We start from the raw sequence: 26,347 nt of genomic DNA, 5'->3' as shown, positions 1-26,347 counted from the left end.
TAAGTTTATACACTTGGTAAAGGAGTCCGTTGTTGGCGAAAAGAATTATGTTGGATTCGCTACGTTGAATCATCTATACTGTATAGAGTGAAGAAATAATTTTATAGAAATTTTGGTGGAACAGATGGAGCATTATAATGTGAAAATTAACGCCTTCGAAGGGCCGCTCGATTTATTATTGCATTTAATTAATCGGCTCGAGATTGATATATATGATATTCCAGTAGCAGAAATTACTGAACAGTATTTAATCTATATACATACCATGCAAGAATTAGAGTTGGATATAGCAAGTGAGTATTTGGTTATGGCTGCCACGTTACTCGCTATTAAGAGTCAAATGCTACTCCCAAAGCACGAAGAAGACAATTATGACGAAGATATCGATATGGAAATGGAAGAAGATCCACGAGATGAACTTGTTGAAAGATTAATAGAGTATCGCCGTTTTAAAGAAGCAGCCGAGGACTTAAAGGAACTTGAACAAGAGAGAAGCTTATTATACACAAAAGCACCGAGCGATCTTTCTGACATGGCAAAAGAAATGAAAATGGAAAAGACCCAAGTAGACGTATCGCTTTACGATATGTTAGGGGCACTGCAAAAGTTATTAAGAAGGAAAAAATGGAAAGAACCACTTGCAACGAAAGTAGCCAGACAGGAAATTCCAATTGAAAGGAGAATAGACGAAGTTATACGTACACTTAGGAAAAGTAATGGTCGTAAGAACTTCAATGATTTATTTACGGCACATTCTAGAGAAGAAGTTGTCGTCACTTTTCTAGCTGTTCTAGAGCTAATGAAAAGACAGGCTGTGCTTGTTACACAAGATAATAACTTTGCAGAATTGTATGTAGAAGTAGCGGAGGGAAAGTAAGTGAGTAAGAAAGAAAATTGGAAAGCCATTTTAGAAGGGCTTTTATTTGCAGCAGGAGATGAAGGACTTACTTTGAAGTCCATCGCTTCGGTATTTGAAGTGAGTGATCAAGAAGCAAGTGAGAGAATAAATCAATTAATGACTGAGTTAGCAACTAACCAAGGACGGGGATTACAAATCATTGAAATTGGTGGATCGTATCAATTAACAACTAAAAAGGAATTAGCGGACTATTTAAAGAAACTAGTGGAGGCGCCTTCTTCCCATTCTTTATCGCAAGCTTCTTTAGAGACATTAGCGATTATTGCTTACAAGCAACCCATTACAAGAATTGAAATCGAGGAAATTCGTGGAGTGAAGACAGAAAGACCATTACAAACACTTGTGGCAAAAGCATTAATCAAAGAAGTAGGAAGAGCTGAAGGTAATGGTCGGGCGTATTTGTATGGCACAACGAAGGGATTTTTAGATACATTTGGATTAAAAAGTTTAAAAGAGCTACCCAAGCTACCTGATCAAGGAGACGAAGAGTTTGAGCAAACAGAAGCTGATTTGTTCTTTGATACATTAAATAATGTATAAGTGAAATAATTCTGAACAATCAACAGCTCATTTATGTTAATATAAAAACATTAAGGTTGATTTACTTGCTAAGCATAATTAAACATCAAAGGCATATATACATAATGTCAGATGGTACAAAAGAAAAGTATTTCCCTTAATAACAATCATGTTATCAGCAAACTTCATTATTATCAATCACGAAGATACTCATCAAGAAGTAGATTAAATCTGAAGGAGGGTTCTGATTGTTCATTCTGCAATCGAAAGGATGGTCGCTTGAAAAAACTCTTCCTAATTCCTTCGAAGATTTTTTTAATAAAAGTGAAGTCATTTATGAGGAAGATGGAGAGGAAAGAAAATTCACATTAACTTATTTGCAGTACTTTGAAGAAAAGCTTGATCAATTGACATCATATGAACAGTCAGTAGGTGATAAAACTTTTAAAGATATTGCTGCGCTGGCTTCTCTTCTCAATCACCCGGAATTGAAGTTGAGAAAACGGTTATTTATAAGTGATGAGACCGCTTTTATAAGCTTATTTGCAGGGTTTGATTTTAAGCAAATACCTAACATAATAGAAACAATGATGCAGAATAAATGAAGAGCTGATATAAAAATTGTCTGATGAAAAGAGTAGCTAAATAAACGGGAGGAAAATGATGGGAAATTCTATAGTTGAATCACAAATGGAAGATGTGCAACAATTCCTTAGTAATACGGTAAGCACTTTTGAGAACTTCTTAAATGAAACAACCTTGTTGGTACTTAAAGAGGAAGGACAGGGTGATGAGCGATATTATAAAAGTATTTTATCCAATTTGAGAAAGCTTCTAGTGTTTTGCGAGGAAGGTTATGAAGCATGTCGCATCATACTCATGAGTGATCAATTTCAGCGGGGAGCAGCTGAGCAAACATTGTATAAACTTTACCATCATTGTATTGAAGAGTTTTTTTCACCTAAAAATGATGCATGGTATGAGAATAGTCGTTCAGCCTATACAGGAAAGAATTCAATTCGTTTTCATCACGAAGTACCCGTTCGCCTTGAGAACTTATTTAGAGGATTAGAAAGTGATTTCCAAAAGATAAGAGAAGAACTAGAATACTACGAAACAGACTATCGTACAAAAATGATGCAATCAAAATAAATAAGAAATGCTCTAGATTGAGCAAGGCACGGACAAATTGGTCCGTGCTTTTTTGTGTCTATAGCGTTCAAATGATAAGCAGGATGTAGAATGACTAAAAAACGATATTATTTATCTTTCCTATACATATGATGTAATGAAGAGGAGGGATTTGGCTTGAATCATCGCATGAATGAGTACTTAAAAAGTGTATTTCAATGGAATGAAGAGATGAGGGCTTTTTTGGAGAGTGAAAATATTGAAGAGAGCAATGAGCTATGGGACAAACTTGATCATATGACAGCCATTATGGAGACAATTGACCATAATATGGGGGACAAAGAAATAGAAGAGATTCACGAAAAAGTGGAAGAACTTCATGGTGAGATGGAACGGTATTTCCATCATCGATTATCTCTTGGGCAAATTTATGTCAATGAAGTGAGTGTTCCAGCGGGGAAACATGAACTTCCACCTTTACCTTATGGATATAATGCTTTAGAACCGTATATCTCAGAAGAAATCATGAGATTACATCATGATAAGCATCACCAAAGTTATGTAGATGGACTGAATAAAGCAGAAAAAGAATTAAAAAAGGCGAGAAATTTGGGCGATTTCGCTCTAGTTAAACATTGGTCAAGGGAATTGGCTTTTAACGGTTCAGGCCATTATTTGCATACGATCTTTTGGCAGAACATGAGTCCGCAAGGTGGTGGAGAACCAACGGGGGAATTGAAAAAGGAAATAGTGAAATACTTTGGTAGCTTTGAAGCTTTTAAAAAACATTTTACAGAAGCGGCAAAGCAAGTAGAAGGCTCAGGCTGGGCAATTCTTGTTTGGTCTCCAAGAGCTAGACATTTAGAAATATTACAATCTGAAAAACATCAAAACTTAACACAATGGGACACGATCCCGTTACTAGTTTTAGATGTTTGGGAGCATGCCTATTATTTACAATATAAAAATGATAAAGGCGCTTATATTGACAATTGGTGGAATATTGTAAACTGGGACAATGTTTCAAGAAGGCTTCAAACAGCACATGAAATAAAATGGCAACCTTTTTAATAAGTAGATAGCAGAAGAAAACTAGGCAGTTACTCATGTTTTTTAAACACCCCCGCAAGAGTAGTTGAGCTCTCAACTCTTGCGGGATCTCAATTATAGTCAGTCAACAAAGTCCAAGTGATCCAACAGTTTACAATACCCGTATCCTTACCCCAATTTGAATGTATAGTTCAACTCCTTTCGATGAACGGTTGATAAAATTCAGACTACCTAATTTATGAACCGATCGCCATGAATCTGTCATAACAAAACTTGTCCTGCATAGAATTGTACAAACCATAAAATGAGACGGGGTTTGTGCGATGAAGAAATGGAAAAAACTAATCACTTTTCTCATAATGTTCACCTTATTGCTTAGTTTAAGTCCACAACTAGTAGAGGCGAAACCCTCTGTTAGTGCGAGAAATGCAGTATTAATCGAACAGGAATCAGGTAGAATCATTTATGATAAGGCAGCCAATGATCAAAATCGGATTGCTAGTATAACGAAAATTATGACAGCGATTTTAGCGATTGAGTCAAATAAGCTTGAAGAAAAAGTAAAAGTAACCGATACGATTTTGAAAGCAGAGGGGTCTTCAATTTATTTAAAACCTGGAGAAGAAATCAAATTAGAAGATTTAGTTTATGGTTTGATGCTTCGCTCGGGTAATGATGCGGCGGTCGCAATTGCAGAGTATGTAGGTGGAAGTTTGGATGGATTTGTCTATTTAATGAACCAAAAAGCAGAAGAGATTGGCATGACTAATACCCATTTTGAAAATCCACATGGTTTAGATGACCATGAAAATCATTATTCAACTGCGTATGATATGGCATTACTCACTCGTTATGCAATGAGAAATGAAACATATCAAGAAATAGCAGGGACGAAGTCTTATCGCTCTGAAAACAGGGATTATAGTTGGAACAATAAAAACCGTTTATTGACACAGCTTTATAAATATACAACAGGTGGAAAGACAGGTTATACAAAAAGAGCAAAAAGGACGCTAGTAACGACTGCGACGAAGAATAATCTTGATCTCATTGCAGTTACGTTAAATGGACCAGATGATTGGAATGATCATATTGCCATGTATGAAGGTGCATTTGATCAATATGATCAAGTTGAGGTAGTGAGTGAAGGAAAGATTAAAGGTGTTGACTATTCCTTTTATAAGAACATGGTTTCACTCCGTTCATCGTTTTCCTATCCGGTAACCGAAAAGGAAAAAGAGGCGTTTCGCGTAAAATATAATTTTGTTGAACCAAAGGAAAGTTGGAAAAGTGGAGAAGAGGTACCAGTAGTTGTCGGAAAAGCCGTCATCTACTTAAATGATGAGTCAATTAAAACGATGCCTATTTATTATAATCAGCAAGGAGCGAAAACAGAAAAGGGTAGCTTCCTAGATTACTTTAAAAATTTATTTATAAGTATTTTAGGAGTGCAACCACATGATTAATGTTATTTGGGCAGGGTTAGCGATTATTGGTATCGTTTTTGCCATGATTAATGGAACCATTAGTGATGTGAATGAAGCGATATTTAAAGGCGCAAAAGAAGCGGTCACATTATGTATTGGTTTAATCAGCATATTAGTCTTTTGGCTAGGAATGATGAAAATAGCTGAACATGCAGGCCTTCTAGACAAGCTGGCTAAACTATTTAAACCATTTATTTCAAGACTTTTTCCGGAAGTGCCGAAAGATCATCCGGCAATGGGCTATATATTATCAAATATGATGGCTAATTTGTTCGGGTTAGGCAATGCTGCTACACCCCTAGGGATTAAAGCAATGGAACAACTAAAAGCTTTAAATGGAGAAAGTACAGAAGCAAGTCGTTCGATGATTACTTTTCTTGCCATTAATACATCTAGTATTACGTTAATTCCAACAACGATTATCGCCATCCGTATGAATTACGGGTCAGCTAGTCCAACTGATATTGTTGGTCCGACCCTTATAGCGACAATCTGTTCGACCATTTCTGCAATTTTGATTGATAGATACTTTTATTATAGGAGATCACGAAAAGGATGAGATAAATGGAAATAGTATCTTTGATTTCTCTTTGGTTTATCCCCGTTCTTATAGGCTTTATATTAGTTTATGCAACATTTAAAAGAGTGCCCACTTATGAGAGCTTTGTTGAAGGTGGGAAGGATGGCATTAAAATTGCCATCTCCATTATTCCATTTTTAGTAGGGATGATGGTGGCGATTGCTATATTTAGAGCTTCAGGCGCTTTGGAATTTTTCCTTGATTTTATTCGACCGGTATTTGTTGCCATTGGTATTCCGGCAGATGTCATCCCACTAGCTATTATTCGTCCGATTTCTGGTAATGCCGCATTAGGAATGACAACGGACTTAATTGCTGAACATGGCCCGGATTCATTAATTGGTCGAATGGCCTCTGTTATACAAGGTAGTACAGATACAACTTTCTATGTATTGACCGTTTACTTTGGCGCAGTTGGTATTAAAAAAATGGGTGATGCATTAAAAGTAGGTTTATTAGCAGACTTAGCCGGTTTTATTGCTGCCATCCTTATTGTGTTAATCATGTTTGCCTAAAATAGTTCCGGGGTACCACCTGTGAAAATTTTAAAACGCTACATAACTGTTGTTCAGTGGAATTTACTTGTAAATCAATTTTAGTTACAACCCTTAGCGTACCTAAAACCAGGATTTTATTCCCAAAAAATATATTAAAGTGGGTTTTGTGTCATTTGGTTGGCTATACCCTTTAAAGAAAAATACTTGCCTTATAGGTAGCCGAACAAAATTCTTTATGATTTTGTTTGGCTTTTTGTTTTGCCTTAAGAAGTCACATTCTAAGTAGGTTTAAAAGATAAGAGGAAGTATGTTTGGCTCAACTTCTTTACTAGAAAGGATTAAGGGAAATCTGTGCACATGACGGTTATTCAATTATCTTCGCATATGTACAATCAGGCCAGCTTTGCGCAGCGAATTTCAGAGAAATCTACTAGATGAACGAGCAACCAGAATTTGCGTAACTCACTTATATGACGGCCCACAAGTGTATGCATGACACCAGATGCGCAGATTTCTTACGACAATTCGCTAAAGATAGCAGGGATTGGCGTTGGTTATCTTGCTATCATCTGTTTTACCTTTACCTTTTATTTTCCTTCCTTATCAATATAACTTCCAGACAATTTGTTGAGAGTGCTCCAGTTCGGACGTCTACCAATGATAGAACCTTTGTTTTCTAGAAATCTTACTACTATGCTTCTTTTATGTTAGCATTGCCTGCTAACTGTTCAAATTTAAAAAGAAGGGAATGACTATTGTATGCTTCGTTTAAACATGTACCATTTGGTTAAAAAATGCGCCCTTTGAAAAAACTTGAACTTATGGCATAATTCATAAGTACAGTAATAGAGATTTTGAGGTGACTGATAATGGAAAGATTACAGAAAGTCATAGCCCATGCAGGGGTTGCATCTAGGAGAAAAGCGGAGCAACTAATTGTAGATGGCCGTGTAAAGGTTAATGGTAAGATTGTAAAGGAATTAGGGGTGAAAGTGACACCTTCTGATAAAGTCGAAGTTGATGGTATCCCGGTTGAGGGTGAAGAGCCGGTTTATTTCCTTCTATATAAACCAAGAGGTGTATTATCAAGTGTTGCGGATGACAAAGGTAGAAAAGTGGTAACCGATTACTTTGAACATGTGAAACAAAGAATTTATCCAGTGGGTCGATTAGATTATGATACATCAGGATTATTATTATTGACGAATGATGGTGAATTCGCGAACTTGCTTATGCACCCAAGAAATGAAATTGAAAAAGTATATGTAGCGAAAGTAAAGGGCATTCCTTCTAGAGAAACTTTAAATCATTTACAAAGAGGTGTCCGCTTAGAAGATGGAAAAACGGCTCCTGCACGTGTAAAAGTGCTTAGCAGTGATAAGCAAAAACAAACAGCGATTATCGAATTAACGATTCACGAAGGCAGAAACCGTCAAGTGAGAAGAATGTTTGAGGCTGTCGGTCATCAAGTGCAAAAGCTTAAACGAGAAAGATATGGATTCCTTCAATTAAACGGGCTGTCAGCAGGTGATGCAAGAGAACTTACTGCACATGAAGTAAAGCAATTTAGGGCATTAGCTAAAAAGAGTACAGGTAAATAAATGAAAAAGTCATAGAGTTGTCACATTTCCTTCACACCGTTTACAAGGACTGTTTTCATACTAGTGATATAATAAATACCAAATTGTTAAAATAATGCTAAAAATTTGTGTCTTAACTTTGGGAGGAATTTTTCATGAAAAAACGACGGCTCGTTATGAGGACAGCGATATTAGTGATTCTATTTGCAGCCGTTGCTTACACGCTATATGCAAACTTTAATAAGGAAAATGTGCATAAAGTACAAATAGGTAAAGAAGCTCCTGATTTTGTATTGGTCGATATGGATGGAAAAGAGCATCAACTATCAGACTATAAAGGCCAAGGCGTTTTTTTGAACTTTTGGGGTACTTGGTGTAAGCCTTGCGAAAAAGAAATGCCATTTATCAACAATCAATACGAGCAATTTAAAAATCAAGGGGTACAAACAATCGCTGTAAACATTAGTGAATCGAATTTAGCGGTGAACAAGTTTATTGAAAGACATGGCATGACTTTTCCGGTAGTCATTGATAAAAATGAAGATGTAAAGGCAGCATATGGCATCGGTCCTTTGCCAGCGACTTTTCTCATTAATCCTGAAGGGGAAGTCGTGAAATATCATACGGGGACTTTGACAGAACCAATGGTAAAAGATTTTATGACGCAAATCAAACCGTAATTATTGGGGAGTTTTTATGATGAAACAAGTAAAGTGTGAATGTGGCCATGTGAATCCTCATGGCACAGTCCTATGTGAATCATGCGGTCGTGTGTTAGTTGAAGAAGAGAAAAGTAAAAAGCTTGTTGATATGCGTTATGAGGGCAGTGCGAGAAGGTCACAAACGTACAACAAAACAATCATCGATAAAATATGGAACTTTTTTTCTTCTGTTAAAGTAGGGGTAACTTTAATCATTATTACATTAGCCGCTTCAGCGATTGGTACCATTTTTCCACAAGAAATGTACATACCTCCTACAGAAAATGCATCCGTTTATTATGAAGATCAATACGGGTTTGCTGGGGAAGTGTATTATACGCTAGGGTTTCATAACCTTTATAGCTCATGGTGGTATTTATTGCTAATTGCTTCAATTGGCGTATCTCTTGTTATATGTAGTCTCGATCGTGTCGTACCTCTTTACCGTGCCTTAAAAAAACAAAGAGTCGATCGGCATGAAGGGTTTTTAAGACGGCAAAGATTATATAGTGCCACAACCTTAGCTTCTATTGAAGAGGATTCATTTGAGAAAATCAAGGAGAAACTAAAGGAAAAACGCTACAACATAAGAGAAGAGAATGGAAGTATACTTGCCGAGAAAAACCGATTTTCAAGATGGGGCCCTTATATAAACCATATTGGGTTGATCATTTTTTTAATCGGTGGCATGTTGCGGTTTGTGCCGGGAATGTATGTGGACGAATTGCTATGGATTCGTGAAGGTGAAACAGTTGTTATTCCAGAAACAAAAGGTGAATATTATCTGGAAAATCATGAATTTATTTTAGAAACTTATGAAAAAGATAAAGAAAGTGAAGCGTTTACAACAGCGATCGAAAACAATGGTACAGTTGCGAAGAACTTTCAAACAAATGTGAGCCTTTACAAAGAATCTGGAGAAACAATTGCAGGACAAGACCCAGAGCTAGAAAAGGTAGAAGACTACGAATTAAGGGTGAATGAACCTTTAAAGTTTGAACAGTTTGCTCTTTATCAACAAAGCTATAAGCTAGGTGAGCTAAGCGAAATGTCGTTTGCTTTGACGAATAAAGAGACGAATGAAGAATTTGGTCAAATGACGATTGACTTACATAACCCACAAGATGAATACACATTTGAAAATGGATACAGTGTTGAGCTAATGAGCTATTTCCCTGATTTTGAATTTGATGAAAATTCGGAGCCAGTGACAAAATCACGCGTGCCGAACAACCCTGCGTTTATCTTTAAAATGTTCTCACCTGAACATCCAGATGGAGAAGTTAGTTTCGTTGCTATTCAACAAACGATTGAACCATATGGTGATAATGACTTAAAGATGGCCTTCAAAGGAGTAGACACGCAAAATGTTAGTGCTTTAACCGTAAGAAAAGATTTAACACTCCCTATTCTTGCTATAGGTGGTCTCATCTTCATGATTGGTGTCGTGCAAGGTGCGTACTGGAATCATCGCAGAATATGGATTAGAAGATTAGGAGACCAAGTTTTAGTTGCGGGCCATACGAATAAAAACTGGCACGGACTTAAACGAGAGATAACCCATGTATTTGATGGTAGTGGTATTCAAGAACCGATTGACCAATCAGATGAAACAACAAATAAGAAGGGTAAGGAGGAGTAATAATGGTTGCATTAAGTGGAAATTTATTATTTATCGCCTTTTTGCTCTATTTAGTAGGCACGGCTTTTTTTGCCGGTTCGATTAAGGACAAGAAAGCAAGAGAAAAAGATCATGGACCAAATAAGTGGGCGAAAATAGGTGTTGCGTTTGCGATTGCTGGATTTATATGTCAATTAGGCTATTTTATTACAAGATGGGTAGCAGCGGGACATGCACCTGTAAGTAATTTATTTGAGTTTACAACATTCTTTGGCATGTGTTTAGTTGGAGCGTTTATTGTCATTTATTTTGTTTATAAGCTTCCTGCCCTTGGGTTATTTACTTTACCAGTGGCACTTCTCCTTATTGGTTATGCTGCCATGTTTCCAAGGGACATCACACCACTGGTTCCTTCTCTTCAAAGTAATTGGCTACATATCCATGTAACAACAGCGGCGTTAGGACAAGCGATTTTAGCGATTAGCTTTGTTGCTGGCTTAATCTATTTAATTAAAGCAGTGGATCATTCGAAAAAAACAAAAGAGGCAATATGGTTAGAAGTTGTTCTTTTTGGGGTTGTTTGTACACTCGGCTTCATTATCATTTCTTCCGTATTTGGGGCAACAGGCTACAAGTCAGAGTTTCATTGGATTGATAATAATAATGTAGAAGAAACGTTAGAATATCACTTGCCTGCTCTCGTTGGACCACATGAAGGTGAACATTTAACACCAGATAAATTTAGTCCTTTGGTGGAGACTCCTGGGATCATTAATGCCCAAAAGTTAAATACTGTTTTATGGTCATTGTTTACAGGGACGATTATTTATCTACTATTTAGGTTAATTGCTAGAAAACGGATAACGTTAGCCTTACAGCCGCTAACAAAGAGAGTAAATTTAGATTTAGTCGATGAAGTTGGTTATCGATCTGTTCTTATTGGCTTTCCAGTGTTTACATTAGGAGCGTTAATTTTTGCCATGATATGGGCCCAGATTGCTTGGTCGCGATTTTGGGGCTGGGACCCTAAAGAAGTGTGGGCATTAATTACTTGGTTATTCTATGCAGCATACCTTCACCTCAGATTATCAAAAGGTTGGCATGGTAAAAAATCTGCTTGGCTCGGTGTAATTGGATTTATTATTATCATGTTTAACTTAATTGTGGTTAACCTAGTTATTGCCGGGTTGCATTCCTATGCAGGATCGTGAAAATTTTGCTAAAATAGAAATGAGCATTAAGGTAGTGCTAGATTTATGCCTTCACTTCACATGTAGTGAAGTGAAGGCTTTTTTCTATGAAAATAATCTTCATTCTAAAGGAGTGCTATAAATGGATAATGAAGTAAAAGTGTTAGTTGTAGACGATGAAGAGAGAATTCGCCGATTATTAAAAATGTATTTAGAGAGAGAAGACTATGTTATTGAAGAAGCAGAAGATGGTGATGAGGCCTTAGAAAAAGCTTTAACAAATGAATATGATGTCATTCTTTTAGATCTAATGATGCCGGGGAAAGATGGGATAGAAGTTTGTAAAGAAATAAGAGAAATTAAAACTACCCCAATCATTATGTTAACGGCAAAAGGAGAGGAAGTAAATCGCGTCCAAGGATTTGAAGTAGGTACAGATGATTATATCGTCAAGCCATTCAGTCCTAGGGAAGTGGTATTAAGAGTAAAGGCATTGCTAAGAAGATCGTCTAAATCTTCTTACGTACCACCAGAAACAACGGCCAAAGATATCATTGTTTTTCCTTATTTAACCATAGATAATGATGCTCACCGTGTATTAGCGGATGGTAAAGAAGTAAGCTTAACGCCTAAAGAATATGAGTTGCTTTATTTTCTAGCTAAAGCCCCAGATAAAGTGTTTGATCGTGAACAGTTATTAAAAGAAGTATGGCATTATGAGTTCTTTGGTGACTTGCGTACAGTAGACACACATGTAAAAAGATTGAGGGAAAAATTAAACAAAGTATCAGAGCAAGCTGCTAGAATGATTGTTACTGTTTGGGGAGTGGGTTATAAGTTTGAGGTTGTAAATGAATGAGGTTATGGCATAGTGTTGTAGGAAAACTATGGGCAACCTTTCTTATACTGGTCTCGTTTGTCTTATTTATTTTAACGATTATGTTGCTGCAATTCTTTGAGAATTATCATATTGACCAAACAGAAAAGGGATTGAAGGCGACTGCTAATAAAATAGCAATGATCTTGGAGAAACATGATCGTGAAATAGGGCTAGAAATTGCTTGGGAGTTAGTAGATGAAGTGACAAAAGTAATCATTATTGCTGATGATCAAGTGTACTATTCTCCTAATGAAAGTCAAACATTTGAGTTGCCACTTTCCTATTTACATGGAGACCCAGATTTAAAAGCTGTTTTTACAAAAAATGAATCAGTGACTAAGGTGTCATCTTATTTAACGAATGGTGCAGAAGGTAATATAGATAATCCTGATATACTGATTAGTGGGGTACCACTTCCGCCTTCAAATGAAAATGATGGTGCAGTATTTATATATCAATCTTTAGAGGTTATGCAAGAAACAACAGAGTCAACGACAAAGTTTACTTTGTTAGCTGCAGGAGTAGCGATTATTTTAACAACTATTTTTGCTTTCTTCTTGTCAACGAGGATTACTGCCCCGCTTAGAAAAATGAAAGAAGCTGTAACAGCAGCATCACGAGGGAATTTCGATACGAAAGTACCTTATCTTTCTAAAGATGAAATAGGTGATTTAGCGATTACCTTTAATCGAATGGGTCGGCAGTTGAAATATAATATTGATGCCCTAAGTCAAGAGAAAGAACAACTCTCTAGCATTTTAAGCAGTATGGCAGACGGTGTATTCACCTTTAGTAAAGATGGTGAGATTGTCATAACCAATCCACCTGCGGATCGTTTTTTGCGGAATTGGTCCTATGAACGTGAAGATGGACTCACGAATAGTGTACCTGCTTATGTAATGGAGTTGTTCCAAACAGCTGTAAATACAGAAAGTGAAAGTATAGGTGAAGTGACGATTCAAGGGCGAACTTGGGTAATGATTATTAGCCCTTTATATAATGAAACCTATATTCGCGGTGCAGTTGCAGTGATCCGTGATATGACAGAGGAACGCCAACTTGATAAATTACGCAAAGATTTTATTGCGAACGTTTCTCATGAACTACGTACACCCATTGCTTTAATGCAAGGATATAGTGAAGCCATTGTCGATGACATCGCTGGTACTGAGGATGAGAAGAAAGAAATGGCTAAAGTTATTTATGATGAATCGTTAAGAATGAGTAGACTTGTGAATGAACTATTAGATATCGCAAGAATGGAAGCAGGCCATATTCAGCTTATTCGTGAAGCTGTAGAAGTAAAAGCCTTTATCCTAAAAGTCACCCGAAAGTTTCAAAGACTGGCGGCTGAAAAGAAAATTACATTGTCTGAGTCATTGGAAGATAAAGGGGTGTGGGCAAGCTTTGATCCTGATCGTATGGAGCAAGTGTTGACCAATTTGATAGATAATGCGATTAGACATACTCCTGAAGGTGGACAAGTCACGGTCGTTCAACATAGTAACGAAAAAGGGCTAATGATAGAGGTTGTTGATTCTGGGTCTGGAATTCCAGAAGAAGATTTACCATTTGTATTTGAAAGGTTTTATAAAGCAGATAAAGCACGAACAAGAGGAAGATCTGGAACAGGACTGGGCCTTGCAATTGCCAAGAATATTGTCGATACACATAAGGGTCAAATCACTGTTCAGAGTAAAATTGGACATGGTACGACATTTTCCATCTTTCTTCCGAAAAGTCATGAATGATTAGCACTGTTCTTGACGAATTCTCTTGATTCATAAGGAACATTCCACACATAAAAAAATATAGTAATTCGTAAACGAACATTCTTGAACTGCACCCCAGTTGTTAGACATAATCTAACAACTGGAGGTGCAGTTTTTCTATGGCCAAATTTAACACTAAGGAAAAGATAGCTACTGTCAAAACGACATATGAATAACATTGTATTTTCCGATGATTCAGACAGAATGCAACCAACTTGTGTCCGAAAACAGCTTGTTACTAAAAGGTAACAGGAAGCGAAATGAGCAAGTAGAGATTTCCTAAAGAAATCCTTCCATTTTAATTTCATTAATACTATAGTTAGAGTGTAACTTTTTTAATTCTAATAACGACTATTATTTATGAACGGGGAGGGGAAGTTATTGGACTCCGTTTTCGATGAATTATATACAAAATACCATCAGGATGTATTTCAATTCCTATTTTATATGGTGAGAGATCGAGAGCTGGCAGAAGATCTTATGCAAGAAGTATATATAAGAGTTTTGAAATCATATGATAAATTCGAAGGCAAGAGTAGTGAAAAAACGTGGTTATTCTCTATTGCAAGGAATGTGGCAATTGATTCATTTAGAAAACAAAAAGGCTGGAAACAAAAAATAATTGAAAAGTTTGATTGGTCAAAGCAACAGATTAAAGATGAACACCCTATGCCAGAAGAAGTTGTTATGCAAAGCCAGGAAATCCAAATGATTTATCGGTGCATGGAGAAGTGTTCAGTCGATCAACGAACGGTTATTATAATGAGATATATTCAAGAATTATCCATTGCTGAGACGGCAGCAACGTTAGGTTGGACGGAAAGTAAAGTGAAAACTACGCAACATAGAGCATTAAAGGCTCTGAAGAAAAACATGTCTGACATGTGGGAAAAGGAGGGGTTAAATAGTGAAAAAACAAGATTGGAAAGATGATCACATCGAAGAACTATTGAAACAACTTCCTAAAATCACCAACCACATAAGTAAGCAAGATATGTATCAACAAATGATGATATATAAAGAGCAGAAGAAAAGAAAAAGGTGGCTAACCCCCTCTGTAGCTTCAGCAGTTGCAGTTTTATTATTATGTATTCTCGTTCCGACCATGATTAACTTTCAAGATTCAGCCGGAAGTGATGTAGATAATAGCGAGCAAGAGAACCAAGTCGCATCGAATGCCACTCAACCAAAGGAAGCAAACGATGAAATCACAAATGATGAGATTACAAATGATGAGATCACAAATGATGAGAGTAATCCTACGCAAGGAAATACGGAAGATAAGGTAGAGAATGAAGAAGGAACGCCAAAAGGAGATATCGACCAGACAGGGGATATTTATGCTCAAAATGAACAGGCAGGAGATGCCGATGATGGTAATGAACAACCAGTGATTGAACCAACTGCAGTCTATGCGGAAGATATTAAAGGTCAAGAGGAAGTTTTAACATATTCTATACCAGATCATAATGTTCAAAATTTTATCCCCATTAGTGTGATGGTAAATAAAGAAGCAGAACTGTCTAAAATGGAATTATTCATTAATTATATGTCAGAATTAAAAGAAGCGGAATGGGGATTAGGGGAGCTAAACCCATTTGATGCGGACTTTCATTATGATTCTTCAAATCAAGTGCTTACAGTTGATTTTCATGCTGCAACAAACATTACTACAAGCAGTCAATCAGAAACAATTAAAGAAATATTAACGGATATGATGGCTGATTTTAATATAAAAAAGATCGATTTATTAACAGATGGTGAACAAGGGGTAGAGATGGGAAATGAAGGCTTTACAGAAGAAATAAATCAAGTAGATACGCCTAATAAATCTGCCTACTATTTTTACTATCCTAATGAAGAGTGGACAACGCCTTTCCTTGTTCCGTTTAGAAAAAAAATAAACTCGGTGACAGATGCGTTTGCAGCGATGAAAACAGGTATTGAAACATATAACTTGAAAGCTTCTATACCTGATGACATTGACTTTGAAACGGAAGTCGTGTCCGATGAACAATTATTAATCACTTTTGAAGATGATGCTGATATTAAGAATGATGAGGAAACTTTATATACGATTGAAGCAATTCTATTAACGGCCAAGGAATTTGAATATAATGAGGTTAAGTTGGAAAATACCGAAATTGATCAAATTGGTCGGTTTGATTTAGAAAAAGAAATTCAAGTGCCAGTAGCACCTAATAAAAGGGATTTGCCATAATAAAGAACAAAAAGTTGGTAATTATGACTAGTAAAGTCTATTATTACCAACTTTTTTTGTGTCTTTAACAAAGATTATATTGATAAAAGTGCCAAATAAAAAAGTAAAATTTATTTTTTGTATACATATTTTTTAAAAACTCGTACATAGTAATGGATGTGTTTTTTGGTAGGATTTGTCGTTTATCATAGAAATAATTAATTTGTCTATAGTATATAATCGCTTTAGGAGGCACAAGTTTTGAAGTATAAAGTAAGCCGTTTATTTATGTTCGGAAGTCTATGTATTCTTTGTTTATTGTTCAGTGGTGAAAATAAAGCTTGGGCAGACTCTTGGCCAGAAAAAACAAAAAATTGGGTATGGCCAGTAGAAGGGGTCATCACAGATACATATGGAACTAGGGGAGGACATCATAAAGGGATTGATATTGCTGCTGAGATAGGTACACCCATTCATTCAGTTGATAGTGGGGTAGTTACGAGATCATATTTCTCTGATACATATGGTAATGTTGTGTTTATACAGCATGATAACGATACAGAAACCATTTATGCTCATTTGAAAAAGCGTTTAGTATTTGAAGGTGATGTGATTTCAGCAGGTGATTCAGTAGGAGAAATGGGGAATACTGGTGATTCCTCTGGTGTTCATTTGCATTTTGAAGTTCACGCAAACGAGTGGACCTTTTCAAAGGAGAATGCGCTTGATCCTTTTTTAGTATTGAATCATGATGAGGATACCCTGGTTGTTTCAGGAAAAATGAATGGGACTAATATGGATACATATGAAGTGAAATCAGGAGATACGTTATGGTCGATTAGTGAAAGATATAATGTGTCGGTAACAGAATTGATTAATAAGAATGGTTTGCGAACGGAAAACATATATCCTTACCAAATATTAAAGATGCCTTAAACTAAAAAGTAATGCATCTAAGCAAAGGTACATTTAATATGAAAAAATTAACATGATTGTATTTTATTTTTCAATCAAAACGAATTAAGGTTTGATTATTCAAAAAAATGTCTAAATCTCATTGTCCATGCCTCTTTTAAGGCGTATAATTGTTACATACAATTGAGGAGGCAGGCAAAATGTTAACGGATTATCATAATCATTTAGAGAACGGTACACTTACATTAGACTATTTAGAACAATTTACAAACGCTGCTAATAGTAAAAATATTGGTTCATTCGGTATTTCTGAACATGCTTATCACTTTTATCAAACGGCAGATATTCTGCAAAATAAATGGGTGAATGAAAGACGATATTATGATATGAAGGATTATGTGTCATTATTTCATCAAGCATGGGATAAAGGAATAGATGTCAAGATGTCTATTGAAATGGATTATACACCTGGAAAGCATAAGGAAATGGAGAAATTCATTCAATCTTATGATTTTGATTATGTGATTGGCTCTGTCCATTGGGTAGGTGACTTTGGCATCGATTTAGCTGAATACAAAAAGGAATGGGAACGACGCGACCTATACGATGTATATCGTAAATATTATGATCAGATAGTCACTTTGGCTCAATCTAATCTATTTGATATTGTTGGCCATATTGACTTAGTGAAGATTTTTAAATATGTTCCACAAGATGAAGCGTTTCTCTTAGAACAATACGAAAGAGCAACTGATGCTTTAGCACAATCAAAAACATGTGTGGAAATAAGCAGTGCTGGTTTAAGAAAACCTGTAGGTGAGCTTTATCCAGATCCAAGATTATTACGAAAATGTTATGAGAAGAATATACCAATCGTTCTATCATCTGATGCTCATTTTCCCGAGCATGTTGGTGCAGACTTTGATCAATCGCTTGCATTAGCAAAAGAAATTGGTTATTCATCCATCATGACTTTTTCAAAAGGTGAACGTAAAGAATATCCGTTAGGCTAGGGTATAATGATAAATAGTTATCAAATAAAAAATGAACAGGTTCTAATTGAATCTGTTCATTTTTTATTGATTTTGGTTAATCTAAAAATAAAAAAGAGTGGTCGAATAAAGACCACTCTTACATGAAGGAATTATAAGATAATAGGATTAATAGAAACAATCTCATCTAAGTTATTCAATAAGGAAAGCTCATTTTCACTTAATGGTTTGTCAAAAGCTAGAACCATAATTGCTTCGCCACCTGCTTGTTTACGACCCACTTGCATTGTTGCAATATTAATATGGTGATCTCCAAGTACTTGACCTACGTGGCCAATAACACCAGGTCTGTCCATATGTTGAATATAAAGAAGATTGCCCTCTGGTAAGAAGTCGATATTAAAGCCGTTCAAATAGACAATTCTAGGTCCATAATGATCAATAAAGGTACCTCTAACTGTAAATGCATTTTCTTCGCCTTTTGCTGTGACTGAGATACAGTTGTCATAGCCAAATGCTTCTGTAGAAATCTTTTCACCAACAGTGATACCACGCTCTTTTGCAGTGAGTAATGCGTTTACTTCATTCACGTTAACATCTATTCTTCCTTTGAAGAAGCCAGACAGCATCGCTTTTGTTAAATATGCAGTCTCTAATTCTGTCACTGAACCAGAGTAAGTAATAGAGAGTTCATGTACCCCTTCTTTAACACATTGAGTTAAAATATTTCCGATTTGTTTAGAAATTTGGTAAAACGGTTGTATTTTTTCATAGATGTCTTTGGAAATCGCTGGTAAGTTAATCGAATTAGATACTGGATTTCCTTCAAAGTATGTCCGTACTTCTTGAGCAACTTGTGTTGCTACATTTAATTGTGCTTCTTTTGTTGATGCACCTAAATGTGGAGTTACAATTACATTATCATATTTTAAAAGTGGATGTTCACCAGGAGGTTCGGTTTCAAATACGTCTAGTGCAACTCCCCCAACATGTCCATTAGCCACGTATTTAGCTAAATCTTGCTCGTCAATGATACCACCACGTGCACAATTGAGTAAGCGAACGCCTTTTTTTGTTTTTTTCAATGCCTCTTCATTAATAATCCCTTTTGTTTCTGGTGTAAGTGGAGTATGAACCGTAATGATATCCGATCTTTGCAGTATTTCATCTAATGTAGTAGATTCTACACCAAGTTTTGCTGCACGTTCTTTCGTTAAAAAGGGATCAAATACTAACACACTCATACCAAATACTTTTGCTCGCTTGGCAATTTCACTCCCGATTCTTCCCATACCAACAATCCCAAGGTTTTTACCGAATAGTTCAGTACCTACATACTGATTTCTTTTCCATTCCAAATTTTTAACTGAGCTATGCGCTTGAGGGATATTTCTCATAAGGGAGGCCATCATAGCAAAAGTATGCTCTGCCGTAGAAATTGTGTTTCCGTCTGGTGCATTAATGACGATAATACCTCTTTTAGTTGCTGCCGGGACATCAATATTATCTACACCCACACCTGCTCTTGCAATGATCTTTAAGTTAGGCATCTCCGCCATTAATTCATCCGTTACTTTTGTAGCACTACGTACTAACAAAGCCTTAATAGTTGATAAATCAACTTCTGGATCGTCGGTTTTCTTTTGAATAATTTCGGCATTTGTGTCGTTAAGTAAAGGGTATAAGCCTTCTTCACTAATGGCATCAGCCACTAATATTTGATACATGTATGAACCCTCCTAAGTTGGTTACTTAATTATCTGATTATTTTACAAGACGAATATTATTCTGTCAATTGGATTTATTGTTTGTGTTTAAAATGGAAACGCTTTAATGTAATAAAATAAAACGATCTTCGAGGGAAGAAAATTTTTATCTATTGAGGACAGATGTCCATAATGGAGGGAATGTTTTTAATTCAAGATATGTACGATTTTAGGCTTCACAAATGAATTGTTTTTCAGTATAATGAAGTTGTCAAATAAATATGGTCTATCTTCGGGGCAGGGTGAAATTCCCGACCGGCGGTGATAAGTATTGAATACTTTAAGCCCGCGAGCCTAAAAGTGGAGTGCAATTAGCATGAAGCGTTTGTATTGGGCAGGATTTGGTGAGAATCCAAAGCCGACAGTAAAGTCTGGATGGGAGAAGATGGAGGTTCTGCTAACGTTCAAAGTGTGCACTACACGAACGTTTATTAAGAATGTCTTTGTTCAATTCTCCCTCAAGTTTACTTGAGGGTTTTATTTTGCAAAGACGCTTATTTGCTGAACTTTCTTCTATAGGAGAGATAGCCTAAAAGGAGAGAGGAAAAATTGAAGAAGTTAAATGTCAAAGCTTTTGTTGCAATTGGTATGTTAAGTAGTATTGCGTATATTCTTATGTTGTTAAACTTTCCATTACCACCGTTTCCGAACTTTTTGATGATTGACTTTAGTGATATTCCTGCTTTAGTGGCTGCATTAATATTTGGTCCGATTGCGGGAATACTGGTCGAATTGTTTAAAAATGTGTTGGATTATTTTATGACTGGAAGCGCTACTGGCGTACCTGTTGGTCATATTGCTAACTTTGTCGCAGGATTATTATTTATTTTGCCGACCTATTATGTTTATACAAAGATGAAATCCAAAAAAGGCATGACCATAGGGTTAATAATTGGCACAAGTGTAATGGCTGTATCCATGAGTTTGCTAAATTATTTCGTCTTTTTACCAGCCTATACAATGTTTTTAAATATGCCCGCAATGTCAGGACCAGAAATGCGTTCAACTGCAGTCATGTTTATTCTACCTTTTAACTTTATTAAAGGGATTTTAATGGCATCGGTATTTATGCTTGTATTTGTTAAGATGGGTAATTGGATTAATAAACAAAGATCATTAAATACGATTGCTTAATTTATAAAGGAGGCATCTAACTTTGAAAAGTTGGATGCCTTTTAATATATAAACATATGCCGCTTAAATAGAATGGCTACTTATCCATTGTTTCACCATTTGAAAAGCACAAATAGACTCATGGGCAACTTTCGATCACTATTATTTAAACTTTTAGCTAAAGAATAGAAAAGCCCACTGGTTTCATTTAGAAGAAGGATCTTTATTCGCATTAAAAAACGAACAAACCCGTGAATAATAGGATTTGTCCGTTTTCTTGTTTTGATAATTAGATTTTTGTTCTATTCGTATTTTAACGGGTCACCATCAAAGGCATCGTCTGCGACTTTGATTGAGTCTGTTGGACAGCCTTCAAATGCATCCATCATATCTTCTATAAGAACATCAGGAATTTCTACAATTCCTTCATTATCATCTAATGTTACAAATGCGATGCCCTCATCATCATAATCATAAATGTCTGGAGCTGCCGCACCACATGCGCCACAAGCAATACATGTTTCTTTGTCAACAATTGTATACTTCGCCATGGAATAACCTCCTATTTAAAATCTTTTTCATGTTAAAGCACGAAAATATCTGCCGAAACACTTACCACATGTTCTATTGTAAATCTGTCTTGTAAACATTTCAATAAAAATCTACCATCTAGAATAGTCTATGGTGGGACTTTTCAAGTTGTTCATGAGGAAAAATTGACTGATATTATCACGTATATAACGGTTTCATGATACAATAAAATTCAACAAAAAAAATTAAAATAATGTCGAAAAAATCTGCAAATTCATCACGAAAATGCTATTCTAAAAACTAATTAGTCATAATAAAGGGGAGAGAAATGTGAGTGTTATTCAGAAATTGGTCTTATTTTGTCTAAAATCAATTGAGAATCAGAGAACGGCTTATGCCATTTTACATTTGCTTAATGGCAAAAAGTCATCTCAAACAATACAAGATGCTCATTTATTTCACTTGAAGCAATACTTTCATGTATTACCCCATTTGACAAGAGAGGAATTTAACCAAATATTAGATTTTCTTATTGAGGAGAATTATGTTACTTGTCTCAATGAGGGGACTTATCGAATAACGGAAAAAGGGGATATATATATCCAAGTGCATGCGGAACCAATCCTCCCTATATATCTCAATGGCTGGTCATATAATCGAATGGACAAATTATTTTGGGAGCGTCTTTCTCTTATGGTTCAAGTGATTTCTAACCTAGTCGCATATAACGGGAGGTATCTCCCAATTCAAAATAATAAACCTCATCTTGATTGGATAAAAAACTTTATTCAAAGAAATAGATTCAATCGCTATGAGTTGGCAACACAATTGTTTAAGGAGTTACAACATCTTTTTACGAATAAAAAAATAGACCCTCTAATTCTTATACTAAGGTTAACAGGAAGTAAGCGAATTGGCTTAACGGCACATCAGGCAGCTGAACAGTTACAAATGTCAGTGTTAACCTATCATTTACATTTTACAAATGTGATTCACATGATTTTAACTGAAGTAAAAGGAAATAAGACTTCTTATCCTTTACTCGAGCAATTATTAGAGACAGAAGAGAAAAATGAGTGGATACACCTAACACAATCAACAAGAAAAACAGCTATTTATTTAAATCAAGGATACGATATTGAGGATATTATTAAAATAAGAAAATTAAAACAAGGAACAATTGAAGACCATATTGTGGAATTGGCCATCATTGATTCGTCATTTGATATAGATATATATGTCCCACCAGAAGTGCAAAGAAACATTATGAAAACTTCAACAAATGGAATAAAACAGTTAAAATATATCCGTCAATCCGTTCCCGAAGCAAGCTATTTTCAGATACGGCTTGTACTAGCTAAACATAAAAGTGCGGTGAGCGTATGATGAAACATTTACTGAGAGAAAAATTTGGTTATACGTCTTTTAGAGATGGACAAGAAGAAACAATAAAAGCGGTATTGGCTGGTAAGCATACGTTAGCCATGCTTCCAACTGGTTCTGGGAAGTCATTATGTTATCAACTTCCTACATATATGCTTCCAGGTGCAACTTTAATTATTTCTCCACTTCTCTCCTTAATGCAGGATCAAGTAGACCAATTACTATTGATAGGGGAAAAACGGGCAATTGCATTTAATTCTTTTTTAAATTACCAAAAAAAAATGTCTGCACTTAAAAACTTGCACCAGTATAAGTTTATTTTTACTTCACCTGAAATGCTACAATCAAAATTATTCATGGAGAGATTAAGTGAGATTAATATTACATTACTTGTTATCGATGAAGCGCATTGTATTTCTCAATGGGGCCATGATTTTCGACCGGACTATTTAGCGATCGGCACTGTAATGGAAGACTTAGGGAATCCGCCTATATTGGCGTTAACGGCTACAGCAACTGATAGGGTGAAACAAGATATTAAGCAATCTTTAAATATGCAAAACAGTATTGATATTCTTTATTCAGTTGACCGACCAAATATCTCTTTACATGTTGAGAAAGTCGGAAGTTATCAAGAGAAAATAGATGTGTTAATTAAGAGGGTTAGCGCATTACACGGTCCAGGTATTATTTATTTTTCTAGTAAAAAAACGGCTGAAATTTGTGCCCAATCATTAAAAGAGAATGGTATAAAAAGAGTGAGCATTTATCATGGTGGATTGAATCATGAAGAAAGAATACTTATTCAGCAACAATATATCCATAACCAACTAGATGTGATATGTGCAACAAGTGCATTTGGTATGGGAATTAATAAAGAAAATATTCGTTATGTTATCCATTTTCATATGCCGATGAATATGGAATCGTATTTACAGGAACTTGGTAGAGCTGGGAGAGATGGCCAAGCTAGTCTTGCTTTATTGTTATATGCACCTTTTGATGAGCAGCTACCAAGGCAGTTGGTAGAAACCGAACTAATTAACGATAGCCAAATGGAAAAATTACGCCAATTCTTTTTAGAAGACTCCCTAAGGTGGTGGGAGTTGGAAAAATATGAAGAGGAAATTATAGCAATTGCTAATCTTAGTGAAACATCTATGCGATTATTAAAGGATTTTCATCGTAATGCTATCCTTCATCATAAGGAGGCGACTTCCTTAGATGAACTAAAGGAGATGATGAATAAACAATTGCAGCTTAAATTTGAAGCCATTCATACTGTTTATCAATATATTCATATGTCCACATGTAGACGAGAAAAAATCTTACAATATTTTGGTGAACAACCGACAATAAATATAGTAGAATGCTGCGATCATTGTAATGGTAGCAACTATCCTAATTTGCAAGCTGAAAAGCGTGAAACAATGCCTGAATATGAAAATTGGGAAGAGATTTTGCAAGAAATTTTATTAAGTGAGACTTCGAAAAATGAAGAGTAAGTATGAAGAAACCATCCGTTTATTATCCGATAAAGAATTAAGATTTCATTTATATTTAACACAAGTATTATTGCTATTTATTGCACTAGTTATTGGTCTATTTCTTTTTCATTCTTGGCACTCTTTTTTTGCGCTATTTCAATGGGATGGACCATCTATTATGATTGGTCTATTATCAGGATTAATCATTGTAATTCTTGATATAATTGGGATGAGAACGCTCCCTCCTTCCTATTATAATGATGGCGGGGTAAATAAAAGGATATTCAGCTCACTATCACCAGTCCAAATCATAGTGATTACATTAATAATTGCCTTTAGTGAGGAAGTGTTATTTAGAGGTGTGCTGCAAACTCATTTTGGATTGATAATGACTAGTGTGATATTTGCTCTTGTTCATTATCGTTATTTATTTCAATGGTTCTTATTTATAAATGTCGTTTTATTGAGTTTCTTCATTGGTTGGATATATGAAATAACAGGTAATTTGTTAGCGACAATTATCATGCACTTTATTATTGATTGTTTATTGGGGTTATATATCTATAAAAGTCAAAGAGCAGGAAGGGAAGATAGATGAATAAAGAGGCATCGTATCGGGAGAAGGCAAAGAGAGATCGCCAAAGATTACAAAAAGCCAACTTAAATGATGAGTTGGTGATGGCGGAAATCAGCAGTACAAGAGAAGAAAAACAAACATTTGAAAAAAAATTAGACTACCCACTGATTCGTTTACTTGCTGCATTTTTTATTATGGTTCCAATAGTGGCTTTGTCTGTTTATTATCTTGTTCCTATGCTAGCTGAACAGTCTTCAACATCAGCTGAAAAAGAGGATTTTGAAACTGTCGGAATATCAAATAACAATAATAACGGTTCATCACAAGAGGTTGCAGCCGTCCCTGATGATAAAGAAGATCAAGAAAAGGAGAACGAAGCTGAAGAAGCAAAATTGAAAGAACAAGAAGAAGCAGAAAGGAAGAAACAAGAAGAGGAAGAACGTAAAAAACAAGAAGAAGCCGAAAAGAAAGCGAAAGAAGAAGCAGCGCAAAAAGAAAAGGAAAAGGCAGAAAAAAAAGCACGGGAAGAAGCTGAACAAAAAGAGAAGGCATTAGCGGAACAAAAGGCGAAAGAAGAGGAAGAAAAAAAACAAGCAACAAAAGTTGTGCAGCATACGGTTCAATCACAAGAAACAATGTATAGAATCGCCATGAACTATTATAAGTCACCAGATGGGATTGCTAAAATTAAGGCTGCTAATAATTTACCATCTGAAGAAATATACGTTGGCCAAGTATTAAAGATTCCACTCGACTAGTCATGAATCCACTCCTCCAATCATATACTGTGGGCAAGCATAGCTATGACTGGGGGGAGTTCGATGGAACCGGCAATTAATCAACTGGATGAACGAACAGATCAAGCAACGAGACAAATGCTTCAAAAAGTAGTTGAGAGAAAAGCGAAATATGATCTATTGAAAGAGTGGCATTTGGTTATTATGTGGCTAGTTGTATTTCTAACATTTGCTTATGTCATCTTTGTGTATTATCAATTTTATTTACCTTATTCCTATTCTTTTGCTTCTGTTTTTTCTGTTTATATTAATCAACCATTCAATTTATATAGCATGGTAACTTTGATTGGGCTTTATGGATATATGGTCGTATTACAAAAGAAGCGCGATAAAGCTGAAAAAGAATATCATGCACTTAGATGCGAGATCATCGATAAGAGTAAAGACTTGTGGAAAAAAGAGGATGAGTGGAAAAACCGGCATCATGTATTTAATATGATGAAGAAAAATTATGATATTAATTTGTTTCATGAGAACAAATAATCATCATCGATGCATAGGGCGTAATGGCATTTTACTTGTTCTTTGGTAACAATTAAGAAACAGAGAACTTAAGGGGAAATAGATAACTATAACGCACCCCATTTTGTGATTGCATTGTAGGAATCGAAGAACTTGTTACAAAGGTACACAGTCGAGAACCCGCCATCACAACGGCA

26 protein-coding genes and 1 riboswitch are annotated in these 26,347 nt (G+C 35.7%); of the genes, 24 read left to right on the top strand and 2 right to left on the bottom strand.

Annotated elements, in window-relative coordinates:
* The first annotated feature begins 124 nt into the window (after nucleotides 1-124).
* The 18 genes from MHH73_RS14470 (at nucleotide 125) to MHH73_RS14385 (ending at nucleotide 18,055) form a co-directional block, all read left to right on the top strand.
* Entirely contained in the window at nucleotides 125-877 is a 753-nt protein-coding gene (locus MHH73_RS14470) for a segregation/condensation protein A (RefSeq protein WP_191810770.1), read from the top strand.
* The gene (scpB, locus tag MHH73_RS14465; protein ID WP_191810772.1) at nucleotides 878-1,459 is read left to right on the top strand and encodes an SMC-Scp complex subunit ScpB; all 582 of its coding nucleotides are present in this window, start codon (nucleotides 878-880) and stop codon (nucleotides 1,457-1,459) included.
* A 227-nt stretch (nucleotides 1,460-1,686) separates the two neighbouring features.
* Nucleotides 1,687-2,043: a hypothetical protein gene (locus MHH73_RS14460; RefSeq protein ID WP_191810774.1), complete on the top strand. Its 357-nt coding sequence runs from the start codon at nucleotides 1,687-1,689 to the stop codon at nucleotides 2,041-2,043.
* 58 nt (nucleotides 2,044-2,101) lie between these two features.
* Entirely contained in the window at nucleotides 2,102-2,590 is a 489-nt protein-coding gene (locus MHH73_RS14455) for a YpuI family protein (protein ID WP_191810776.1), read from the top strand.
* Between the two features lie 168 nt (nucleotides 2,591-2,758).
* Nucleotides 2,759-3,640, top strand: a complete 882-nt coding sequence (locus MHH73_RS14450; protein WP_341069783.1) for a superoxide dismutase — start codon at nucleotides 2,759-2,761, stop codon at nucleotides 3,638-3,640.
* Nucleotides 3,641-3,942: 302 nt separating this feature from the next.
* Entirely contained in the window at nucleotides 3,943-5,085 is a 1,143-nt protein-coding gene (locus tag MHH73_RS14445; protein ID WP_341067711.1) for a D-alanyl-D-alanine carboxypeptidase family protein, read from the top strand.
* Complete coding sequence (locus MHH73_RS14440; protein ID WP_191810780.1) at nucleotides 5,078-5,665, top strand: nucleoside recognition domain-containing protein; 588 nt, start codon at nucleotides 5,078-5,080, stop codon at nucleotides 5,663-5,665. Before MHH73_RS14445 ends, MHH73_RS14440 begins: the two co-directional genes overlap by 8 nt.
* Nucleotides 5,666-5,670: 5 nt before the next feature.
* Nucleotides 5,671-6,201 (top strand): spore maturation protein, encoded by a 531-nt coding sequence (locus MHH73_RS14435; RefSeq protein WP_191810782.1) that lies wholly within the window; start codon nucleotides 5,671-5,673, stop codon nucleotides 6,199-6,201.
* A gap of 851 nt (nucleotides 6,202-7,052) precedes the next feature.
* Entirely contained in the window at nucleotides 7,053-7,784 is a 732-nt protein-coding gene (gene rluB / locus MHH73_RS14430) for a 23S rRNA pseudouridine(2605) synthase RluB (protein WP_191810784.1), read from the top strand.
* Between the two features lie 134 nt (nucleotides 7,785-7,918).
* Nucleotides 7,919-8,443, top strand: a complete 525-nt coding sequence (resA, locus tag MHH73_RS14425) for a thiol-disulfide oxidoreductase ResA (protein WP_191810786.1) — start codon at nucleotides 7,919-7,921, stop codon at nucleotides 8,441-8,443.
* A gap of 19 nt (nucleotides 8,444-8,462) precedes the next feature.
* The gene (gene resB, locus MHH73_RS14420) at nucleotides 8,463-10,106 is read left to right on the top strand and encodes a cytochrome c biogenesis protein ResB (RefSeq protein WP_191810788.1); all 1,644 of its coding nucleotides are present in this window, start codon (nucleotides 8,463-8,465) and stop codon (nucleotides 10,104-10,106) included.
* Nucleotides 10,107-10,108: 2 nt separating this feature from the next.
* Nucleotides 10,109-11,296, top strand: a complete 1,188-nt coding sequence (gene ccsB, locus MHH73_RS14415; protein ID WP_341067704.1) for a c-type cytochrome biogenesis protein CcsB — start codon at nucleotides 10,109-10,111, stop codon at nucleotides 11,294-11,296.
* A 121-nt stretch (nucleotides 11,297-11,417) separates the two neighbouring features.
* Nucleotides 11,418-12,134: a response regulator transcription factor gene (locus MHH73_RS14410; protein ID WP_191810792.1), complete on the top strand. Its 717-nt coding sequence runs from the start codon at nucleotides 11,418-11,420 to the stop codon at nucleotides 12,132-12,134.
* Nucleotides 12,131-13,906, top strand: coding sequence for an ATP-binding protein (locus MHH73_RS14405; RefSeq protein WP_191810794.1), 1,776 nt, complete (start codon nucleotides 12,131-12,133; stop codon nucleotides 13,904-13,906). Before MHH73_RS14410 ends, MHH73_RS14405 begins: the two co-directional genes overlap by 4 nt.
* Nucleotides 13,907-14,308: 402 nt before the next feature.
* Complete coding sequence (sigX, locus tag MHH73_RS14400; protein WP_095372719.1) at nucleotides 14,309-14,860, top strand: RNA polymerase sigma factor SigX; 552 nt, start codon at nucleotides 14,309-14,311, stop codon at nucleotides 14,858-14,860.
* On the top strand, nucleotides 14,835-16,148 hold the full coding sequence (locus MHH73_RS14395) for a hypothetical protein (RefSeq protein ID WP_341067700.1): 1,314 nt from the start codon (nucleotides 14,835-14,837) through the stop codon (nucleotides 16,146-16,148). The genes sigX and MHH73_RS14395 overlap by 26 nt, the downstream gene beginning before the upstream one ends.
* Nucleotides 16,149-16,415: 267 nt before the next feature.
* The gene (locus MHH73_RS14390) at nucleotides 16,416-17,063 is read left to right on the top strand and encodes a peptidoglycan DD-metalloendopeptidase family protein (protein ID WP_445662547.1); all 648 of its coding nucleotides are present in this window, start codon (nucleotides 16,416-16,418) and stop codon (nucleotides 17,061-17,063) included.
* A 179-nt stretch (nucleotides 17,064-17,242) separates the two neighbouring features.
* Nucleotides 17,243-18,055, top strand: coding sequence for a histidinol-phosphatase (locus tag MHH73_RS14385; protein WP_341067694.1), 813 nt, complete (start codon nucleotides 17,243-17,245; stop codon nucleotides 18,053-18,055).
* Nucleotides 18,056-18,186: 131 nt separating this feature from the next.
* Here MHH73_RS14385 and serA read toward each other — a convergent pair whose 3' ends face one another.
* Entirely contained in the window at nucleotides 18,187-19,761 is a 1,575-nt protein-coding gene (gene serA / locus MHH73_RS14380; protein WP_191810801.1) for a phosphoglycerate dehydrogenase, read from the bottom strand.
* A 263-nt stretch (nucleotides 19,762-20,024) separates the two neighbouring features.
* A riboswitch (FMN riboswitch) is annotated at nucleotides 20,025-20,191 on the top strand.
* Nucleotides 20,192-20,349: 158 nt separating this feature from the next.
* Here serA and MHH73_RS14375 point away from each other — a divergent pair.
* The gene (locus MHH73_RS14375) at nucleotides 20,350-20,934 is read left to right on the top strand and encodes an ECF transporter S component (RefSeq protein WP_191810803.1); all 585 of its coding nucleotides are present in this window, start codon (nucleotides 20,350-20,352) and stop codon (nucleotides 20,932-20,934) included.
* A gap of 281 nt (nucleotides 20,935-21,215) precedes the next feature.
* Here MHH73_RS14375 and MHH73_RS14370 read toward each other — a convergent pair whose 3' ends face one another.
* Nucleotides 21,216-21,464, bottom strand: a complete 249-nt coding sequence (locus MHH73_RS14370; protein ID WP_095372725.1) for a ferredoxin — start codon at nucleotides 21,462-21,464, stop codon at nucleotides 21,216-21,218.
* 310 nt (nucleotides 21,465-21,774) lie between these two features.
* Between MHH73_RS14370 and MHH73_RS14365 the strand changes: the two genes are divergently transcribed.
* From MHH73_RS14365 to MHH73_RS14345, 5 genes are all read left to right on the top strand, one after another.
* Nucleotides 21,775-22,830: a helix-turn-helix domain-containing protein gene (locus MHH73_RS14365; protein WP_341067690.1), complete on the top strand. Its 1,056-nt coding sequence runs from the start codon at nucleotides 21,775-21,777 to the stop codon at nucleotides 22,828-22,830.
* A complete protein-coding gene (locus tag MHH73_RS14360) occupies nucleotides 22,830-24,332 on the top strand; it encodes a RecQ family ATP-dependent DNA helicase (protein WP_341067687.1) in 1,503 nt (500 codons plus the stop codon). Before MHH73_RS14365 ends, MHH73_RS14360 begins: the two co-directional genes overlap by 1 nt.
* Nucleotides 24,322-24,912 (top strand): CPBP family intramembrane glutamic endopeptidase, encoded by a 591-nt coding sequence (locus MHH73_RS14355; protein WP_341067683.1) that lies wholly within the window; start codon nucleotides 24,322-24,324, stop codon nucleotides 24,910-24,912. Before MHH73_RS14360 ends, MHH73_RS14355 begins: the two co-directional genes overlap by 11 nt.
* Nucleotides 24,909-25,649, top strand: a complete 741-nt coding sequence (locus tag MHH73_RS14350; protein WP_341067681.1) for a LysM peptidoglycan-binding domain-containing protein — start codon at nucleotides 24,909-24,911, stop codon at nucleotides 25,647-25,649. Before MHH73_RS14355 ends, MHH73_RS14350 begins: the two co-directional genes overlap by 4 nt.
* Before the next feature lie 63 nt (nucleotides 25,650-25,712).
* Nucleotides 25,713-26,171, top strand: a complete 459-nt coding sequence (locus MHH73_RS14345) for a YpbF family protein (protein ID WP_341067678.1) — start codon at nucleotides 25,713-25,715, stop codon at nucleotides 26,169-26,171.
* Nucleotides 26,172-26,347 lie beyond the last annotated feature (176 nt).

The organism is Cytobacillus sp. FSL K6-0265, from assembly GCF_038003465.1.
Classification (GTDB): domain Bacteria; phylum Bacillota; class Bacilli; order Bacillales; family Cytobacillaceae; genus Cytobacillus; species Cytobacillus stercorigallinarum.
This window is presented reverse-complemented; position numbering and strand designations above follow the sequence as displayed.

Coding starts and splice junctions, on each gene's coding strand:
- resA (WP_191810786.1), top strand. CDS start 7,919: ATGAAAAAACGACGGCTCGTTATGAGGACAGCGATATTAGTGATTCTA.
- rluB (WP_191810784.1), top strand. CDS start 7,053: ATGGAAAGATTACAGAAAGTCATAGCCCATGCAGGGGTTGCATCTAGG.
- MHH73_RS14350 (WP_341067681.1), top strand. CDS start 24,909: ATGAATAAAGAGGCATCGTATCGGGAGAAGGCAAAGAGAGATCGCCAA.
- MHH73_RS14405 (WP_191810794.1), top strand. CDS start 12,131: ATGAGGTTATGGCATAGTGTTGTAGGAAAACTATGGGCAACCTTTCTT.
- MHH73_RS14435 (WP_191810782.1), top strand. CDS start 5,671: ATGGAAATAGTATCTTTGATTTCTCTTTGGTTTATCCCCGTTCTTATA.
- MHH73_RS14370 (WP_095372725.1), bottom strand. CDS start 21,464: ATGGCGAAGTATACAATTGTTGACAAAGAAACATGTATTGCTTGTGGC.
- MHH73_RS14455 (WP_191810776.1), top strand. CDS start 2,102: ATGGGAAATTCTATAGTTGAATCACAAATGGAAGATGTGCAACAATTC.
- serA (WP_191810801.1), bottom strand. CDS start 19,761: ATGTATCAAATATTAGTGGCTGATGCCATTAGTGAAGAAGGCTTATAC.
- resB (WP_191810788.1), top strand. CDS start 8,463: ATGAAACAAGTAAAGTGTGAATGTGGCCATGTGAATCCTCATGGCACA.
- MHH73_RS14470 (WP_191810770.1), top strand. CDS start 125: ATGGAGCATTATAATGTGAAAATTAACGCCTTCGAAGGGCCGCTCGAT.
- MHH73_RS14355 (WP_341067683.1), top strand. CDS start 24,322: ATGAAGAGTAAGTATGAAGAAACCATCCGTTTATTATCCGATAAAGAA.
- MHH73_RS14360 (WP_341067687.1), top strand. CDS start 22,830: ATGAAACATTTACTGAGAGAAAAATTTGGTTATACGTCTTTTAGAGAT.
- MHH73_RS14345 (WP_341067678.1), top strand. CDS start 25,713: ATGGAACCGGCAATTAATCAACTGGATGAACGAACAGATCAAGCAACG.
- MHH73_RS14440 (WP_191810780.1), top strand. CDS start 5,078: ATGATTAATGTTATTTGGGCAGGGTTAGCGATTATTGGTATCGTTTTT.
- MHH73_RS14390 (WP_445662547.1), top strand. CDS start 16,416: ATGTTCGGAAGTCTATGTATTCTTTGTTTATTGTTCAGTGGTGAAAAT.
- MHH73_RS14445 (WP_341067711.1), top strand. CDS start 3,943: ATGAAGAAATGGAAAAAACTAATCACTTTTCTCATAATGTTCACCTTA.
- ccsB (WP_341067704.1), top strand. CDS start 10,109: ATGGTTGCATTAAGTGGAAATTTATTATTTATCGCCTTTTTGCTCTAT.
- MHH73_RS14450 (WP_341069783.1), top strand. CDS start 2,759: ATGAATGAGTACTTAAAAAGTGTATTTCAATGGAATGAAGAGATGAGG.
- MHH73_RS14410 (WP_191810792.1), top strand. CDS start 11,418: ATGGATAATGAAGTAAAAGTGTTAGTTGTAGACGATGAAGAGAGAATT.
- MHH73_RS14385 (WP_341067694.1), top strand. CDS start 17,243: ATGTTAACGGATTATCATAATCATTTAGAGAACGGTACACTTACATTA.